The sequence below is a fragment of the Kribbella sp. NPDC051718 genome, from assembly GCF_040681515.1.
Taxonomy (GTDB): Bacteria; Actinomycetota; Actinomycetes; order Propionibacteriales; family Kribbellaceae; genus Kribbella.
In genome coordinates this window covers 11581-27402 of record NZ_JBFAYZ010000014.1, presented here as the reverse complement: position 1 = coordinate 27402, position 15822 = coordinate 11581, and the positions used below count along the sequence as shown (strand labels likewise).

The window sequence follows — 15822 nt, the reverse complement described above, 5'->3', positions numbered from 1 at the left end:
GCTCAGAGCATGGTGACGGCGGCGGTGATGCCGGCGGCGACGATGAGGGCGCGGAGCAGGGTGGGTGGGAGGAGGCGGCCGAGGTGGGTGCCGGTGTAGCCGCCGACGATCGAGCCGATGGCCAGTAGGCCTGCGACGGTGTAGTCGATGTCGGCGACGAGGACGAAGATCAGGCCGGCGACCAGGTTCGCGGCCAGCAGGGCCAGGGTTTTCAGGGCGTTGACGATGCGCAGGTCCAGGTCGAGGCCGAGGCTCAGGACGGCCATCATCATCACGCCGGCGCCGGCACCGAAGTACCCGCCGTAGACGCCGGTGAGCGCGGCGAAGACGAAGGTCGCGGGCGACATCGCGGTGCGGGGCTGGTGCTCCGCGGCGGAGCGGGAACGCAGCCAGCGGGAGATCCAGGGCTGGGCGCCGACGAGCAGGCAGGTGAACAGGATCAGCCACGGCACGATCGACTCGAAGACGCCCGGTGGCAGCGCCAGCAGCAACACGGCACCGCCGACGGATCCGATCGCACACGCCACGACGACGAGCCGACCCACCCGAGGTTGCTCGCGCAACTCCCGTCGATAGCCGAGCGAACCGCCGAGCCCACCAGGAATCAGCCCCAGGGTGTTCGACACGTTGGCGACCACCGGTGGGATGCCGAGGGCAATCAGTACCGGGAAGCTCACCAGTGAGGCAACACCGACGGTTGAGGTGAGGAGGCCGGCGCCGAGGCCTGCGGCGATGACGGCCAGGTGCTCGGACATAGGGGAGAGCTTATTGCCGTGTAGCAAACACAACAGATATCCTTGCTTCTGAAATTCCTACTACAGGGGTGGCGCATGGATGTCGATGTTTCACCGGAAGGGCTTGGCCGGGTCGAGCGACTGATCGGCCGGTACGTCGACAGCGGCCGCTACCCGGGAGTCGTCAGTCTGATCGCGCGGCGGGATCAGGTGGTGCACTTTCAGGCGGTCGGGCGGCGCGACGCCGAACGGGACCGGCCGATGGAGCTGGACACCATCTTCCGGATCTACTCGATGACCAAGCCGGTCGTGAGCGTCGCCTTGATGATGCTCTACGAGGAAGGGCTGTTCCAGCTGGATGATCCGGTAGCGGCGTACCTGCCGGAGCTCACCGACCTGCAGGTGGCCGCGGGCGGGGACGCGGTCCGGGCCCCGAAACGGCCGATGACGGTGCGGGATCTGCTGATGCACACCTCCGGGCTCGGTTCCTCCTATCCCAGTCCGCCGGCCGGCACGCTGGCCGAGCTCCCACGGCTGCTGGCCGGGCTGCCGCTGGAGGCAGATCCCGGCGCCCGCTGGATCTACGGGATCTCGACCGACCTGGTCGGGCTGCTGTGCGAGGTGTTCAGCGGGCTGCCGCTCGATCAGTACCTGCGGGAGCGGATCTTCGAGCCGCTCGGGATGGTCGACACCGGATTCTCCGTACCCGCCGGGTCGGTCGATCGGTTCGCTGCGGGCTACACGCGTGCCGACGGCGGCTACCTGCTCGCCGACGACCCGTTGACCAGCGGCTACACCCGGCAGCCGTCCTTCCTGTCCGGGATCGCCGGACTGGTCTCGACGGCGGGTGACTACTTCAGGTTCGCCCGGATGCTCGCGAACGGTGGCACGCTGGACGGAGTACGCATCCTGGGGCCGCGCACGGTCCGCTTCATGACCGCCAACCACCTGCCCGGCGGGCAGGATCTGTCCGCGATGGCGGACACTGGCGGCGAGACCAGTCGCAAAGGTCAAGGGTTCGGCCTCGGCTTCGGCGTACTGCTGGATCCGACCGTCGCCCAGACGATCGGTACTCCGGGCGAGTACTTCTGGGGTGGCGCCGCATCGACCACGTTCTTCGTCAGCCCGGCCGACGAGCTGATCGTCATCTTCCTGACCCAGCTCCGCCCGTCGCTCAGCTACCCGATCCGCCGCGAGTTGCGGGCCGCCGTCTACTCCGCCCTGACCGACTGATGATTCGCGCCGACGACGGCTGCCGGCTGTGGACCAAGGTCTCCGGCGAGGGGCCGCCGGTGGTGCTCGTGCACGGCGGTCCGGGCTGGTGGGACGTACTGGACGGGCTCGCCGCGATGATCGCCGACCTGGCCACCGTCCATCAGTGGGACCAGCGGGGCGCGGGCCGGTCCGAGCGTCGCGGTCCGTACACGGTCGATCGTTTCGTCGCCGATCTGGAAGTCGTCCGCCGGAGCACCGGGCACGAACGGATCATCCTGATCGGCCACTCCTGGGGAGCCGGGCTGGCCCTTCAGTACTGTCTCGCCCACCCGGATCGGGTCGAACACCTCGCCTACGTCTCCGGAGTCGGACTGGACGGTACGCCGGCGTCGTACCGCGAGCGTGTCGAGGAGATCCTCGAGCGCGAGCACTACGACGACCCATGGCTCGCACAGCTCTCCACCGGGTTCGCCGACCGGGCGACGGCGCTCGAGCAGGCCCGCCGGCTCATCACTCCGCGCTTCGAGCCGAACCACGCGTGCGCCGCCGAACTGACCGCGGACCTCCGCACCTGGACCGACCGGGAGGCCGCGTGCCGGACGATCGGCCTGCCGGTCCTGATCGTGCACGGCGAACTGGATCTGCGGCCGCCCACGGTCACCGACAGCCTGCTCGCTGCTCTGCCCGATGCTCGTCGCGAGGTGATCGCGGGCGCGGCGCACTATCCATGGATCGAAGCACCCGAGGCTTTCGCCGCCGTACTACGTCGCTGGCTGTAGCAGCTCGCCGTCTGTTATCGGTGTACGGTCGGGGTAACCACCGGGGACCAGGAGTTCCGCGGCGCACCAGGCTCGGTAGAGCTCAGGCAGCCCACGCGACACCCTCACCCGGGAGCACCTCATGGCGAAGAACAAGGGCGGACGCGAAGTCCGCAAACCCAAGCAACCCAAGACCCCGAAGTCGAACGCCTCCGACAGCTCGATCGTCCCCCCGACCAAGCAGGGCCGCAGGTAGTAGCCGGCTAGGTGCCGGGTGTTCGCATGCGGGCGTAGCGGACGCCTGCGGCGAATCTGGTTTTCACCTGTAGTTCGTCGAGCAGGCGGGATACCTCGTAGCGGACGGTGCGGACGCTGATCGTCAGGAGCTCGGCGATCTCGCCGTCGGTGCAGCCGACGCTCAGCTGGGCCGCGATCAGGTGCTGGCGCGGAGTCAGTTCGACGGCGCGGTCGCGGAGTTCGCGGGCCCGGACGGCGGTCTGGCGGACAGCTTTCAGGTACTGGCGGGCCGCGTTGACCGCCTCCGCACCGGTCATCACCATCAGGCTGCGTTCGCCTTCGCCGGTGACCGGGCCCTCGACGAGCACCCGTTCGCCGTCGAACAGCTTCATCTGGATCGGGCCGCAGGCGACGTGGTACGGCATGTCCTCGCCGGCGGCGATGATGAAGTCGGTGACCGCCGACGACCCACCGCTGTTGTCGAAGAAGCTCGTCATCCGCACACCGCGCCGGACCAGCTCACGGTTCGCGCGATGGCTCGGCGCGAACGTCTCCACCGTCTGGTCCCGGATCGACGTGACCGCGATCAGCTCCTCCGCCCCACCGCACTCGGCCCGCAGCCAGTCGCGCAGACTCAGCAGATCCCGGCCGAACAGGTACACCTCGGCCTGCGCCGTCCGCCCCGCCGCCCACTCGTCGCAACGCGCGGCACGCACCACCTGCAGGCGCAGCGAGGCGTCCAGTACGCCTTGCCGGCCAGGAAAATCCAGCTCCTCGCGGCCCATCTACGTCCCCCGTGACTAACCCTGAACACGAACACGAACAGTCAGTTCTCACCATCGGGCGGATGCGGTGGCAGACAGTCCGTCGCACCGTCGCGCCATTGGTGGTTGTAGCGCCCGGGCACCTTGGTGACGAAGTCGACGATCGCCGCCTCGTTCAGCGCGTCGAGCCGTTCCGAGCGCTGCCAGCCGCTGAGCGCGATGCCGTGACCGAGCTTCGGGTACGGCGCCACCACCACGTCGCGCGGGTACTTCCGGCCGATCCGCTCGAGGTCGTCCACCACGTCGGCCGGTACGTCGGGCGCGTACTGCAGCAACACATGTCCGTGCTCGAGAACGTGTACCTGCAACTCCTCCGCCACCGGCTTGCGGTAGATGCCCGGCGGTACGACGCGAGGCGAGTGCGGCCCGGACGTCGGCGGCATCGAGCGGTACGGGTCGTGGGGCGCACCGTCGTACGGGATGTGGCGTTTGCCCTCGAACGGCTGCGGCGTGCCGGGGACCTGGTCGCAGGACAGCGCCGGCTTGTCGGTGAAGGAGCCGAGCAGGACGCCGAACGCGAGGCCGGACATGGTCAGCACACTCAGACCGGTGACGATCACGCTGACCAGCAGCCCCCATCTGCGCGCCGTCTTCATGCGGCCACCGCCAAAGCCCGGCGGGCGCGGATACGGTTGCGGAGGGCAACGAACAGTGGGGCGGTCAGGTTCACGAAGGCGAAGCTGACCAGGCCGATCCCCTCCCACCAGTAGAAGCTGAGGATCGGCGCGCCGACCATCACCCCGGCGGCCCAGCCGATGGTCACCTTGGCGGCCGGCAGGATGAAGTTCCAGGCGAACCAGCCCATCCAGACGATGCCGGCCAGATAGAGCAGCCGGTACCACCGGGCGACCCGGAGATCCTTGGCGTCCGCGTCGCGCAGAATCGTCTGCTCGACCGGGGTGAGCTTGCGGATCAGCCGCTTGAGGCTGAGCCGGGTGACCTGGTGCAGGTTCTTGCAACCGGTCGCGGTCGCCATCACCAGATACATGTCGGTACGGAGGTACGCCATCGTCTGGAAGGCGAGCTTGCCGACCTGGCTGAGCACGAGCATCGCGAGGAACCGGACCACATGCGGGTTCAGGTCCAGCCAGCCGCGCGAGTAGGCGAACCGCGGCGCGACGGCGGCGAACAGCACGAACGAGTCGAACCCCATCCCGGCCAGGAACGGGCTGTACCGCTTGGCCGGCGGCAACGCCCACAGCCCGGTCAGATCGGTCTCCAGCACGGTGAAGATGCCTCGCCGTTCGAGCCTGAGCTGCGACTTGACCCCGGCCGCAGCACCGGCGAAGGCGTGCCAGATCTCGTGTACGACGGCCAGCCCGATCACGACCACGTTGGTGATGACCAGGCTGAGCATGATGTCGGTGACGACGAACGCGTCCTCGTAGCTGGGCAGCAGCGAGTGGTCGACGGCGAACATCACCAGCGTCGCGACCAGGCAGCCGACGTAGAACGTCCAGGCGGCCTTGCCGAACAGCGGTTTGACCACCCACGGCGGGATCTTCGAGACCACCCAGTACTTGACCTTCTTGCCCGGCTCTTGATCCGGCCCGGCCTCCTCGACGCGCGGGGCCGCAGCCTCCCCCGCGGCCTCGCGTTCGTCGAGGAGGCCGGCTTCGACGAGCATCTCGACGAAGTCCAGCACGTCGACGGGCTCGCCGAGCTCCTGTTCGAGCACGTCGGCCACCTCGGCGACGGTGTGCCCGGCGACCAGCAGCTCGATCAACCGCGCGCCTGCCTCGGGTACGACGACGAACCGGCCGGTGGCCGGGTTGCCGAGCACGAACTCGTCCTCGTCCTCCTGGCGCACCAGCAGATGCGCCACACTCGGACGGCTGGTCGCGTCCAGGGCGGCGATCGTCATCGACCGATCCAGCCGCAGGTCTCGCACTTCTCCCCGGTCGCCGGCGTGACGACGTAGTGATAGGTCAGGTCGGTGAGGCTCAGGTGGAACATCCGGCCGGCCGTGCTGGTGGGGATCCCGCCCAGGTGGTAGACCGCGTCCATCGCCGCCATGTGCCCGGTGAGGTTCGCGGTCGGCGCTATCACGGCGTGGCCGTCGAAGGGGAACAGGTCCTCGGGCTCCTGGCCGTACTGCTGCCGGATGAAGTCGGTCATGCTGACCAGACACTCCTGGCAGCAGGTCTGGCCGGGGATGAAGAGTCCGATGACCGCCATCGGACCGGCGTACTGGGCCAGCATCCACGGGGTGCCGGTGCGCAGGGCTGCCTCGTTGGTCCACTGCCGGATCAGCTTCTGTGGCTGGTCGGCGCAGAGGATCAGGAGGTCGCGGTCGTGCATCAGCTCGGCCACGTCCTCGGTGTCGAAGACCTGCTTCTCCTCACCGGTGACGACGGCATGCCGGTTCATCCGGCTGAGTCGCTCGACTGCTACCGGGACCTTGGGCTTGCCGAGGTCGTCCTCGGTGTAGAGAAGCTGGCGGGTGAGGTTGCCCTCTTCGACGGTGTCGAAGTCGACGCAGTGCACGGTGCCGACGCCGGCCGCCACGAGCGACGAAGCCACTGCCGAGCCGGTACCACCCAAGCCGAGCACCACGACGCTGCTGGCCTTGAGGCGCGACTGGACGTCGTACCGGCTGGGGCGTGGGGTCAGGTCGACCCAGGAGTAGTACGTCGTCGCCCGGTCGTAGCGGTCGATCTCGGCGGGGCTGAGGTTGGCCGGGGCGGGTCCGACGGCGTCCTCGACGTACCCGGCGTCGATCAGGCCCTGGATCGAGTCACGGATCTCGACCGGGCACAGCTCCGGGCGCTCGGCGACCAGCGCGTCGACGATCTCGTCCCTGGTCCGGGTGCCGTCCATCAGGCCGAGCAGTAGCCAGCGATCGCCGTCAGGGTCGTCGATCTCGGCGCCGATGCCCAGCTGCCGGCCGCCGATGTTGATCAGCGTCGGCGTCAGCCGGACGGGTTTGTGGATGCCCTTGATCCGTGGTCGCAACATCGCTACCTCCCGTGAAGAGATCCGCCCGAAGAGATCCGCCCGTGTATCGATCGCCGGTGAACCGGGACGCGGTCGCCCGCGCCCCGGCCCTTACTGACCGGCTAGCCGCATGTGGCGTCGCGGCACCCGCCGCCGCCACCGCCCGGATCGGTGATGATCAGCGTCGTGTCGAGGTTCTCCAGCTTGCGAACCACGAGTTTCCGTGGCTCGCGGACCTCTGCCTTCTGCTCCATGACTTCCTCCAGATGTCTGGGTGGTCATCGCATTGCGACGGCGCCGCAATGCGATGATTAGAGCACTCCGGACAATTAAAGCCAATGCGCCCGCCAAAGGTATTTCAGTGTATTTTTTGGGCATTCTCTGAAGCAAGCGATCCATCGCCGCACCGCTCAGGAAGCCTGCCACACAGGGGAAATCAGTCAATGGGTAATCACTACCCAGATTCCTTGCAGGCGGCCCCCATGAAACACTCGTGGCAGCTTCGGGTAATTCCGGGTAATGCTCGGACGGATATTTCGGGTCACCGTTTGCGTAGTTTCGGACATACCCATCGGTGACCGACCGGTTGCACCGAGTAGTCAGGTGGCCGATGCTCTGGTCCATGAAACGATTGATCGGATGGATTGCCTTCGTCACGGCCGGCGTGAGCATCCGGGAGAACTACGCACACGCCTACTGGGCGGTGCTCAACATGGTCACCCCAGACATTCGTGGACGCCAACCGAGCTGACGACTGGTACAGACCCGGGCCCGGCGCAGGCGTTGGGGGGCCTGCGCCGGGTGTCTGGGGTAGCGGCCGATCGGCCGACCGCGGCGTCGGCCGGCGGCTGGTGGGTCAGCGGCCGCCGAGGAGGCCGCCGAGCATGCCGGCTACGCCGCCTTCCTGGCCGGCTTGCTGGCCGCCGCCGGTGCCGCCGATGAGGCCGCCGGGCGGTTCTTCCGAGGGCTGGACGACGACGAAGCCCTGGCCGGTGAAGGCCATCGTGAACGCTTCGCCGGTGGTCCGGCCGAGCAGGGTGCCGAGGCCGAGCGAGTCGGCGCGCTGGTACCCGGTCTGCAGGCTGGTCGACCAGCAGACGGCCGCCTGCGGGTCGGCGTACGTGGGCTGGTCGACGTTCAGGACGACGGGGGTGCCCTTGCAGGTGATCGCGATCCGGCCCTGGCCGGCGAAGTTGCAGTTGAACAGGCCCGAGTTCGACATCATCCCGGCGCCCTGGACCATCTTGATGTCCCAGCTCAGCGTCGGCTCGAAGGCGAGCACGTTCGCACCGTTGATGCTGAGCCCGTCGTGCGGGCCCTCCAGGTCGATCAGGTAGATGTCGGAGGCGCGGTCGGCGAGGAACACGTCGCCCTGCCCGCGCATCTTCATCAGCGGGATCCCTTCACCGGTGAGCTTCTGCTTCAGGAACTTGCCGATCCCACCCGCCCCCTGCGCTTCGAACTGCACGTTCCCCTGGTAGGCGACCATCGCCCCTTGCCGGGCGAAGACCTCACCGCGCAGCTCGACCTTGAGCAGCTTCGAGTTCTGCAGCCGCAAGCCGGCCTGCGCCGACTCCTGTTCCTGGTTCGTCGCGGCGAACAGTTCGCTCCGCATGCCGATTCCCCCTTCGTGTAGATGACCCCGAGCGTAGGGTCAGACGCAGCCCGGTCCCACCCGGTGCCGTCCCTTCCTGCCCCAAAGCTCAAGAGCGCTGCCCTTCCGACCCGGTAGACCACTGACCCCGTCGGCACGGGATGCTGTTCCGCGCCGGAACCATCGAACGGGAGCGCCCATGTCCAACAACTGGTACACCGACAACCGCCAGAACCGCGAGCTGGAAGAGCTCCGGGACCAGATGGCGGCTGCTTCATCCGAGGCTTCGAGTCTGCGGTCTCGGTTGTCCCAGGTACAGGGGACGATGGAGACGAGGTTGCAGCGGCTGACGACCGCATTCGACGCGTTCGTCGAGTTGTCCGACATCCGGGAGAGCCTGATCGGCTTCGCGGATGCGGCGGAGGTACGCCGGCACGCGGGTCAGGTGCTGGCGACGCTGGCCTCTGGTGAGACGCCGACCCGGGTGGGTCGCGACGTACCGGCGTACTGGCTCGCACCTGCTTTGGAAGCGATTCGCGAGCCGGGTGCTCTGGACGAGGCCGTGCTGACCGAGGCGATGAAGCGGGACGAGGTCAGGACCAGTACGTTCCTCTGCCTCGCACTGGCTGCGCTGGGGCGACGCAACGAGGTCCGGGCCGAGTGGCTGGGCACCGCGTTCGGCGAGCTGGCGGCAGGCAACGTCACCCGCACGCAGCGGGCGCTCTGGACGGCGGCCGCGCGCGGTGGATTCGGGGCCGAGGGCCAGCAGTGGATCGTCGCTCAGCTCAAGGCCGGTACCACCGGGACTGGGAGCTGGGCCGCGGTGGTGAAGGATCGGGCGACCGGCCTTCCTGTCAGCGCGGCGCCGCCGTTCAAGGAGTTCACCACCCAGTTCAAGGCCGGCGCCGACCTTGCCCGGCTGCGTGCCGGGGTCGAGGCGATCAGCAATGACACCAGCGTGCTCGAGCCGGACGGTGCGCTCGCGTACGCCGCCGGCGACAAGCCGGTCCCCGACAGCCCAGACCCAGACAGCACGTCCGCCCTGCTGAGGCTGCTGATCTCCGAAGGCAGCGAGCCCGAGCGGGAGATGCTCGCCCGCGTCGGCGAGCTCCGCGCCAAGGTCACCAATGGAAGCGCGCCCAGCAACGGCACACTCGGCGACTCGGCCGGCGAGCTGGGCAAGCTGCTCGAGGCCGACCTCGGCAAGGTGAACGAGCCGCACCTCGCGGCGACGGCCTTGCGGGTGGTCGCTGCCGCCGTACTGACCGACGCCGAGGATCTGGCCAAGACCGCGAGCCTGCCGACCCCGGCGCAGGTGAGCAAGGAGATCGAGTGGCGGCAGGTGACTCTGACGACGGACGGCGCGGACCGGCTCTCGCTCGCGAAGGCCGAGGCCGAGATCACCGCGACCGTGCAGCCGCTGTCCGCCCAGGATCTGCGCGGACCGATCGGGTTCGGCGTGGTCGGGCTCCTGGTGCTGATCGGACTCGGGTTCCTCGTGCATCCGTTCTGGATCGTGGTCGGACTGGTTCTGATCGGCATCGGCGGCTACGGCTTCTGGGCCGCCCGGAAGAAGCGGTCCGGCGAGCAGGCTGACACCGTCCGGCGGATCGGCCGGCTGCGCGAGCAGGCGACGGCGGCCGGCGCTGAGCTGGCGGCGTACAAGGCCGGTGACACCGCCCGCCTCGCCACCGTCACCAGCGACCTGGAGGAAGTGAGGAAGCGCCTCTCCAGCTGAAAACGTCTTGCGCGGAGTTTAGTTAGTCGGCTAAGTTTATTTCTTAGTCGGCTAACGAGACAACTCTACCGCGAGGAGACGCTTGATGGAGCTGGGATTGCAGGGCAGACGGGTACTGGTGACCGGCGGGTCGTCCGGGATCGGCCGGGAGAGCGCGCTGGCGTTCGCGCGAGAGGGCGCCCGGGTCGCGATCACTTACAACTCACGCAAGGAGGCCGCTGACGAGGTCGTCGCCTCGCTCGGCGCCGACGCGTTCGCAGTACAGCTGGATCTGGGGACGCCGGAGTCGATCGCCGATGCCGTGAGCCAGACGATCGAGCGGTTCGGCGGACTCGACGTACTGGTAGGCAACGCGGTCAATTGGGGCAACGCGACTCCGCACCAGCTGCCGCGGCGGATCGAGGACGCCCAGCCGGACCAGTGGCTCCCGGTGATGCGGGACAACCTGACGGGGAACTTCCGCCTCGTCCAGCACGCCGCTGCCGCGCTGCGCGAATCGGATCAGGGGCGGCTGGTACTTCTCTCAACCGATCTGGTCGAGCGCGGAATGGCCGGCGCCTGGGCGTACACGGCCGCGAAGGCCGGTCTGCACGGACTCGTCGCCAGCCTGCAACACGATCTCGGCGAGGACGGCGTCCTGGTCAACCTCGTGATGCCCGGCGTCACGCTCGAGAACGGCAGCCACCGGGTGATCCCGGACGAGGCGATCGGCGAGCTCGCGCAGAAGTTCACCGCGCGACGCCTGCCCGAGGCCGCCGACGTCGCCGCCGCGATCGTCTTCCTCTGCTCGGCCCGGAACACCTCCACCCAGGGCGAGGTCGTCCGGGTGAACGGCGGCACAGTGCGTGTGGGGTAGATCATTCCAGTCAAACGGAGATGGAATCTCCTCTTCGGGTGTACGCTCGAAGAGAACCGGAGATGCCATCTCCGTTAACTGGGAAGGTCGACATGAACGAGTTGGTGCTGGTCACCGGCGGCACGGGGTACGTGGCCGGCTGGTGCGTCACGGCGTTGCTGCAGCGCGGGTACGACGTACGAACCACCGTGCGCAGCCTGAAGAAGGAGCAGACGGTCCGCGACGCGGTCGGAACCGTCGTCGATCCGGGCGATCGGCTGAGCTTCGCGGTCGCGGACCTGACCAGCGACGAAGGCTGGGACGAGGCGGTCGCCGGGGTCGACTACGTGCTGCACGTCGCGTCGCCGCTGGGCGGTCAGGAAGACCTGATCACGCCCGCGCGCGACGGTGCTCTCCGCGTACTACGCGCCGCCGCGAAGGCTGACGTCAAGCGGGTCGTGATGACCTCGGCGGCGAACGCCGCGAGCCCGTCGAGTTACCAGGAAGAGGGCATCACCGACGAGACCCTCTGGACCGACCCCGACGACCCGACCCTGATCCCCTACCGCCGGTCGAAAACCGTTGCGGAGAAGGCCGCCTGGGCCTTCGTCGAGGGCGCGGGCAAGCCGGGGCTGCTGACCACGATCCTGCCCGGTGCGGTCTTCGGGCCGATCCTGAGCACGGGCAATCTCGGGTCGGTGCAGATCATCGCCCGGATGGTCGGCGGCAAGATGCCCGGTACGCCGCGGATCGGGCTCGAGATCGTCGACGTCCGCGACCTGGCCGACATCCATATCCGCGCGATGACGTCACCCGAAGCGGCCGGGCAGCGGTTCCTCGCGACCGGTGAGTTCCTCTGGATGCGGGACATGGCGGTCGAGCTGCAGAACGGGCTGGGCGCGGACGGCGCGCAGGTGAAGACCCGCCAACTGCCCGACTTCGTGGTGCGGCTCTCCGCGCTCTTCGACAAGCCGCTGCGCTCGATTGTCGTCTCGCTGGGCCGGCGCAACCAGCACAGCACCGCCAAGGCCGAGCGGGTCCTCGGCTGGAAGGCCCGGCCCGCCGCCGAGACGGTGGTGGCCTGCGGGCGCAGCCTGCTCGACTGGAAAGTGATCTGATGAACCCGTGAGCAGTGAGGTGAAGGGACCAAGGAAGGACTCGGTCCGCAACCGGGCGCGGTTGATCGACAGCGCCCGGGCGGTGTTCGCCGAACGGGGCTTCGGTGCCACCCTCGACGATGTCGCGCGGCACGCCGGGGTCGGCGTCGGTACGGCGTACCGGCACTTCCCCAACAAGCAGGCGCTGGCGGCCGTCGTCCTGGCCGACGCGACCGAGCAGATCGCCGCCGACGCGCGGGACTGCCTGGCGATCGAGGATCCGTGGGACGCCCTGGTCACGTTCTTCGAGCGCAACAGCGCCCGGCAGGCGGAGGATCGAGGGCTGTACGAGCGGCTGACCGGCCTCGGCGACCCCGAGCGGCAGGACCAGATCTGGCCCGGGATCGTCGCCGACGTCACGACGCTTTTCACCCGGGCTCAGGAGGCCGGGGCGGTCCGGGCCGACGCCGCGCCGCAGGACATCGCGGCGATCTTCGCCCTGCTGGGACCGGCGTACGAGATGACCCGGGACGTCTCCCCCGACCTCTGGCGGCGCTATCTGGCGCTCATCCTGGACGGCCTCCGAGCGACCGATCGACCGCCGCTACCGGCTGCTCCACCGCCTGCCGAGGCGCTGGACACCATCCTGAAAGCAGGCAAACCTCAGCGCTGACCAGGTCGCGGGCTTGTACGGTGGGGTCAAAGACTCTTCTTTGAAGGAGTGTTGTGATGGCCCGGGCGCTGATCGTGGTCGATGTGCAGAACGACTTCTGCGAAGGCGGGAGTCTGGCGGTCAGCGGCGGCGCGGACGTCGCCTTCCGGATCGGCGAACTGCTGCACCGCTGGCACGACGCCGAGCCACACGACCGGGACTACGACTACGTGGTCGCCACCCGCGACCACCACATCGACCCGGGCGACCACTTCTCCGAGACGCCCGACTTCGTGAACTCCTGGCCGGTGCATTGCGTCGCCGGCACCGATGGCGTGGGCTTCCATCCCAACCTCGACCCGCAGCCCTTCGACGCGATCTTCGACAAGGGCGAATACGCCGCGGCGTACTCCGGTTTCGAAGGCAAATGCCACGAGAACGGCAAGCCGCTGGCCGACTGGCTCCGTGAGAAGGAGATCACCCAGGTCGACGTCTGCGGTATCGCCACCGACTACTGCGTCCGCGCGACCGCCCTCGACGCCAACCGGGAAGGCTTCCGTACGACGGTGCTGACCGGCCTCACCGCAGGGGTGGCACCGGCCAGCACCGAACAGACTCTCGTCGACCTCCGTACCGCGGGCGTCGCCCTTACCTGACCGGCGCGCCGGGGCCGAGCGGGATACCGAGCGCCCACCAGGCGAGGAAGAGCAAGGTCCACGCGACGGTCATCGCGATCGCCAGTGGGACGGTGTACGACGCCAGGGTGCCGACGCCCGCGTCCTTGCGGTAGCGCTGCAGGAAGCCCAGCGCCATCACGAAGTACGGGCTCATCGGTGTGATGGCTGTCGAGCCGGAGTCGGCGATGCGGAAGAGCGCCTGGGTGGTTTCGGCGGGGACGCTGAGCAGCAGCATCATCGGGACCAGGATCGGCGCGGTCAGCGACCACATCGCCGAGCCGCTGGTGACCAGGATGTTGATCAGCGTCAGCAGGATCAGGATGCCGAGGAAGATGACGATCTTCGGGGCGCCGAGCTCGCCCAGCCAGCGGGCCGACTCGGCCGACAGCAGGTCGCCGATCCGGCTCCAGCTGAAGTACGCGAGGAACTGGGCGATCGCGAAGAACAGCACCAGGACCGGCGCCATCTGCTTGATCCCCTCGGCCATCAGCTTCGGTACGTCGCCGGCCTTCTCGATCACGCCGACCGTGACGCCGTAGGTGATGCCGACCAGCCCGAAGAGCACGGCGACCACCATCGCGATCCCGTCCAGGAACGGCGACTCGACGATGCTGCCGTTCTCGCCCCGCAGCGGGGAGCTGTGCGGGATCAGTACGGCGATGATCGCGAGCGCGGCGATCACGAAGACAACCGTTGCCCTGAGCAACCCGGTCCGCTCGCGGTCGGAAAGGGTCAGTGCGTCCGGATCCTCGCCGGGCGCGTCCGGATCGGCGTCGAGATCGTCGCGCTTGCTCAGCACCAGCCGGGTGACGAGCGTGATGACGAGTGCCAGCAGGATCGACGAGGCGATGTTGAAGAACCAGTTCGACAACGGGGAGATGGATGCGTTCGGGTCGATCGTCTTTGCCGCCGCTTCGGTGATACCGGCGAAGATCGCGTCGTTCGGGGTCGGGATCGGGCTGGCGTCGTACCCGGAGGCGATCGCGGTGTACGCGACCACGACCCCCAGGATCGGCGACCGGCCGACCGCGCGGAAGGCCAGCCCGCCGAGCGGTACCAGGATGATGTACGCCGCGGCCGACGCGACGTGCGCCATCGTGCCGGCGAAGGCGACCGCGAAGACCACCATCGAGGTCGGCACCCGGGACACGCTGACCTTCATCAGCGACTGCAGGAATCCGGTCCGCTCGGCCAGCGCGACGCCCATGATCACCACGACGATGGTGGCCATCGGCGGGAACTCGGCGAAGTTCGAGACCGCCGTCGAGACGGCCATCTGCAGGCCGTCGCCGGACAGCAGGTTCTGCACCGCGACGACCTTGCCGTCCTTCGGCGACAGCACCGAGACGTCCAGCGCGGCCAGGATCGCGCTCACCACGGCGAGGATCGCGGACAGGATCCAGAACAGCCAGAACGGATGCGGCAGCGCGTTGCCGGCCCGCTCGATCACGGCCATCCCGCGGACCAGGCGGGGCAGGTCCTTCTTCGGCTCGGTCGCGGTGGTGGTCATCGTTTGTGCGCCTTGAAGAAGTTGCCGATCAACTCGTGGGCCTCGAAGGTCTGGGTGACGTATCCAGGACCGGACGCTGCGTCCGAGCCCGGCCAACTGTGTCCACCATCCGTCACGGCGACGTGGACGACATCGGCGTCGCAGCCCTTGTACGTGAACTTGAGGACATCGTCACCCTGCTGCGATGTGCGCGGGTTCTGGTCGCAGTGGTTGCGGACCGACCAGTCGCGGACCCAGGTCTGGACGTCCGGCAGGTCGCGCTGGCCGTCGCCGCCGTACGGGATCGTGGTGTCGCCGGTGCCGTGGAGGTCGAGCACCGGGACCGGCCGGCTCGGGGCGCAGCGGGTGCCCTCGATGTAGAACGCGCCGGAGACCGGGGCGATCGCGGCGAACCGGTCGGCCATCCGGCAGGCCAAGATGCCGGTGAAGCCGGCGCCGTTGGACTTGCCGGTCGCGTAGACGGTCCGGGTATCGACGCAGTACTTGCCCTCGAGCTGATCCAGCAGGTCGGCAGTGAACTTCACGTCGTCGACGCCTTTCGCCGCGTATGGCGCGCCCTGCCAGGCCTGCTTGTTCTCGTCACCGATCACACCGTTGGGATAGGCAACGACCGCGTCGAGCTTCGACAGGTCGGAGAACGCCTCGGTCTGCGCGCCGGTCTTGCCGCGGCCGTGGAAGACCAGGATGAGCGGGTACTGTTTGGACGGCTTGTAGTTGTCCGGGACGTGCAGGCGATAGGTCCTGGTGAGACCGCCGCTCTCGACGGTGTAGTCGCCGGTCGGCGCGGCCTGCTTGCCGCATCCTGCGCTGTGGCTCGACGGCTGGGCAGCTGTTGCTGTGGGCAACGTGGTGGCAGCGGTCACCAGGCCGGCCGTCATCAGCAGGGCGGCAAAGGTTTTCGGGCGTGCGAGGTTCATCAGGGGTGCCTCCTCGGGCCGGCGGCCTGCAGGCGGGCAGGCTCGCGCCTGGAACGCATCGGGCGATCCAGTGATCTTGTGTCGGTACTACGTGGTT

General features: G+C 68.3%; 17 protein-coding genes. 8 read left to right on the top strand and 9 right to left on the bottom strand.

Annotated elements, in window-relative coordinates:
- Positions 1-2: 2 nt before the first annotated feature.
- On the bottom strand, positions 3-755 hold the full coding sequence (locus AB0M15_RS37040) for a sulfite exporter TauE/SafE family protein (protein ID WP_363830024.1): 753 nt from the start codon (positions 753-755) through the stop codon (positions 3-5).
- 75 nt (positions 756-830) lie between these two features.
- Here AB0M15_RS37040 and AB0M15_RS37035 point away from each other — a divergent pair, with 75 nt between their 5' ends.
- A complete protein-coding gene (locus AB0M15_RS37035) occupies positions 831-1967 on the top strand; it encodes a serine hydrolase domain-containing protein (RefSeq protein ID WP_363830021.1) in 1137 nt (378 codons plus the stop codon).
- Positions 1967-2728, top strand: a complete 762-nt coding sequence (locus AB0M15_RS37030; RefSeq protein ID WP_363830018.1) for an alpha/beta fold hydrolase — start codon at positions 1967-1969, stop codon at positions 2726-2728. The genes AB0M15_RS37035 and AB0M15_RS37030 overlap by 1 nt, the downstream gene beginning before the upstream one ends.
- A gap of 242 nt (positions 2729-2970) precedes the next feature.
- Here the strand turns inward: AB0M15_RS37030 and AB0M15_RS37025 are convergent, their stop codons facing one another.
- The 5 genes from AB0M15_RS37025 to AB0M15_RS37005 form a co-directional block, all read right to left on the bottom strand.
- Positions 2971-3729 carry a helix-turn-helix transcriptional regulator gene (locus tag AB0M15_RS37025; RefSeq protein WP_363830015.1) on the bottom strand — a complete coding sequence of 253 codons (759 nt, stop codon included), beginning with the start codon at positions 3727-3729 and terminating at the stop codon, positions 2971-2973.
- A 41-nt stretch (positions 3730-3770) separates the two neighbouring features.
- Positions 3771-4364 carry a DUF3105 domain-containing protein gene (locus AB0M15_RS37020; RefSeq protein WP_363830011.1) on the bottom strand — a complete coding sequence of 198 codons (594 nt, stop codon included), beginning with the start codon at positions 4362-4364 and terminating at the stop codon, positions 3771-3773.
- On the bottom strand, positions 4361-5632 hold the full coding sequence (locus tag AB0M15_RS37015; RefSeq protein ID WP_363830009.1) for a PqqD family protein: 1272 nt from the start codon (positions 5630-5632) through the stop codon (positions 4361-4363). The genes AB0M15_RS37020 and AB0M15_RS37015 overlap by 4 nt, the downstream gene beginning before the upstream one ends.
- On the bottom strand, positions 5629-6726 hold the full coding sequence (locus AB0M15_RS37010) for a ThiF family adenylyltransferase (RefSeq protein ID WP_363830006.1): 1098 nt from the start codon (positions 6724-6726) through the stop codon (positions 5629-5631). Before AB0M15_RS37010 ends, AB0M15_RS37015 begins: the two co-directional genes overlap by 4 nt.
- 101 nt (positions 6727-6827) lie before the next feature.
- A complete protein-coding gene (locus tag AB0M15_RS37005) occupies positions 6828-6959 on the bottom strand; it encodes a hypothetical protein (RefSeq protein ID WP_343980427.1) in 132 nt (43 codons plus the stop codon).
- A gap of 368 nt (positions 6960-7327) precedes the next feature.
- Between AB0M15_RS37005 and AB0M15_RS37000 the strand changes: the two genes are divergently transcribed.
- Positions 7328-7456, top strand: coding sequence for a hypothetical protein (locus AB0M15_RS37000; RefSeq protein ID WP_363830002.1), 129 nt, complete (start codon positions 7328-7330; stop codon positions 7454-7456).
- A 105-nt stretch (positions 7457-7561) separates the two neighbouring features.
- Here the strand turns inward: AB0M15_RS37000 and AB0M15_RS36995 are convergent, their stop codons facing one another.
- A complete protein-coding gene (locus AB0M15_RS36995; protein WP_363829999.1) occupies positions 7562-8320 on the bottom strand; it encodes an AIM24 family protein in 759 nt (252 codons plus the stop codon).
- A 178-nt stretch (positions 8321-8498) separates the two neighbouring features.
- Here AB0M15_RS36995 and AB0M15_RS36990 point away from each other — a divergent pair, with 178 nt between their 5' ends.
- From AB0M15_RS36990 to AB0M15_RS36970, 5 genes are all read left to right on the top strand, one after another.
- Positions 8499-10037: a hypothetical protein gene (locus AB0M15_RS36990; protein ID WP_363829996.1), complete on the top strand. Its 1539-nt coding sequence runs from the start codon at positions 8499-8501 to the stop codon at positions 10035-10037.
- A gap of 85 nt (positions 10038-10122) precedes the next feature.
- Entirely contained in the window at positions 10123-10893 is a 771-nt protein-coding gene (locus tag AB0M15_RS36985) for an SDR family oxidoreductase (RefSeq protein WP_363829994.1), read from the top strand.
- Positions 10894-10985: 92 nt separating this feature from the next.
- On the top strand, positions 10986-11990 hold the full coding sequence (locus tag AB0M15_RS36980; protein WP_363829991.1) for an NAD-dependent epimerase/dehydratase family protein: 1005 nt from the start codon (positions 10986-10988) through the stop codon (positions 11988-11990).
- 7 nt (positions 11991-11997) lie between these two features.
- Positions 11998-12642 (top strand): helix-turn-helix domain-containing protein, encoded by a 645-nt coding sequence (locus AB0M15_RS36975; protein WP_363829986.1) that lies wholly within the window; start codon positions 11998-12000, stop codon positions 12640-12642.
- Positions 12643-12698: 56 nt separating this feature from the next.
- A complete protein-coding gene (locus tag AB0M15_RS36970) occupies positions 12699-13277 on the top strand; it encodes a nicotinamidase (protein ID WP_363829982.1) in 579 nt (192 codons plus the stop codon).
- Here the strand turns inward: AB0M15_RS36970 and AB0M15_RS36965 are convergent.
- A complete protein-coding gene (locus tag AB0M15_RS36965; RefSeq protein ID WP_363829979.1) occupies positions 13270-14808 on the bottom strand; it encodes an AbgT family transporter in 1539 nt (512 codons plus the stop codon). The genes AB0M15_RS36970 and AB0M15_RS36965 overlap by 8 nt on opposite strands.
- A complete protein-coding gene (locus AB0M15_RS36960; RefSeq protein ID WP_363829976.1) occupies positions 14805-15725 on the bottom strand; it encodes a prolyl oligopeptidase family serine peptidase in 921 nt (306 codons plus the stop codon). Before AB0M15_RS36960 ends, AB0M15_RS36965 begins: the two co-directional genes overlap by 4 nt.
- Positions 15726-15822: the final 97 nt, after the last annotated feature.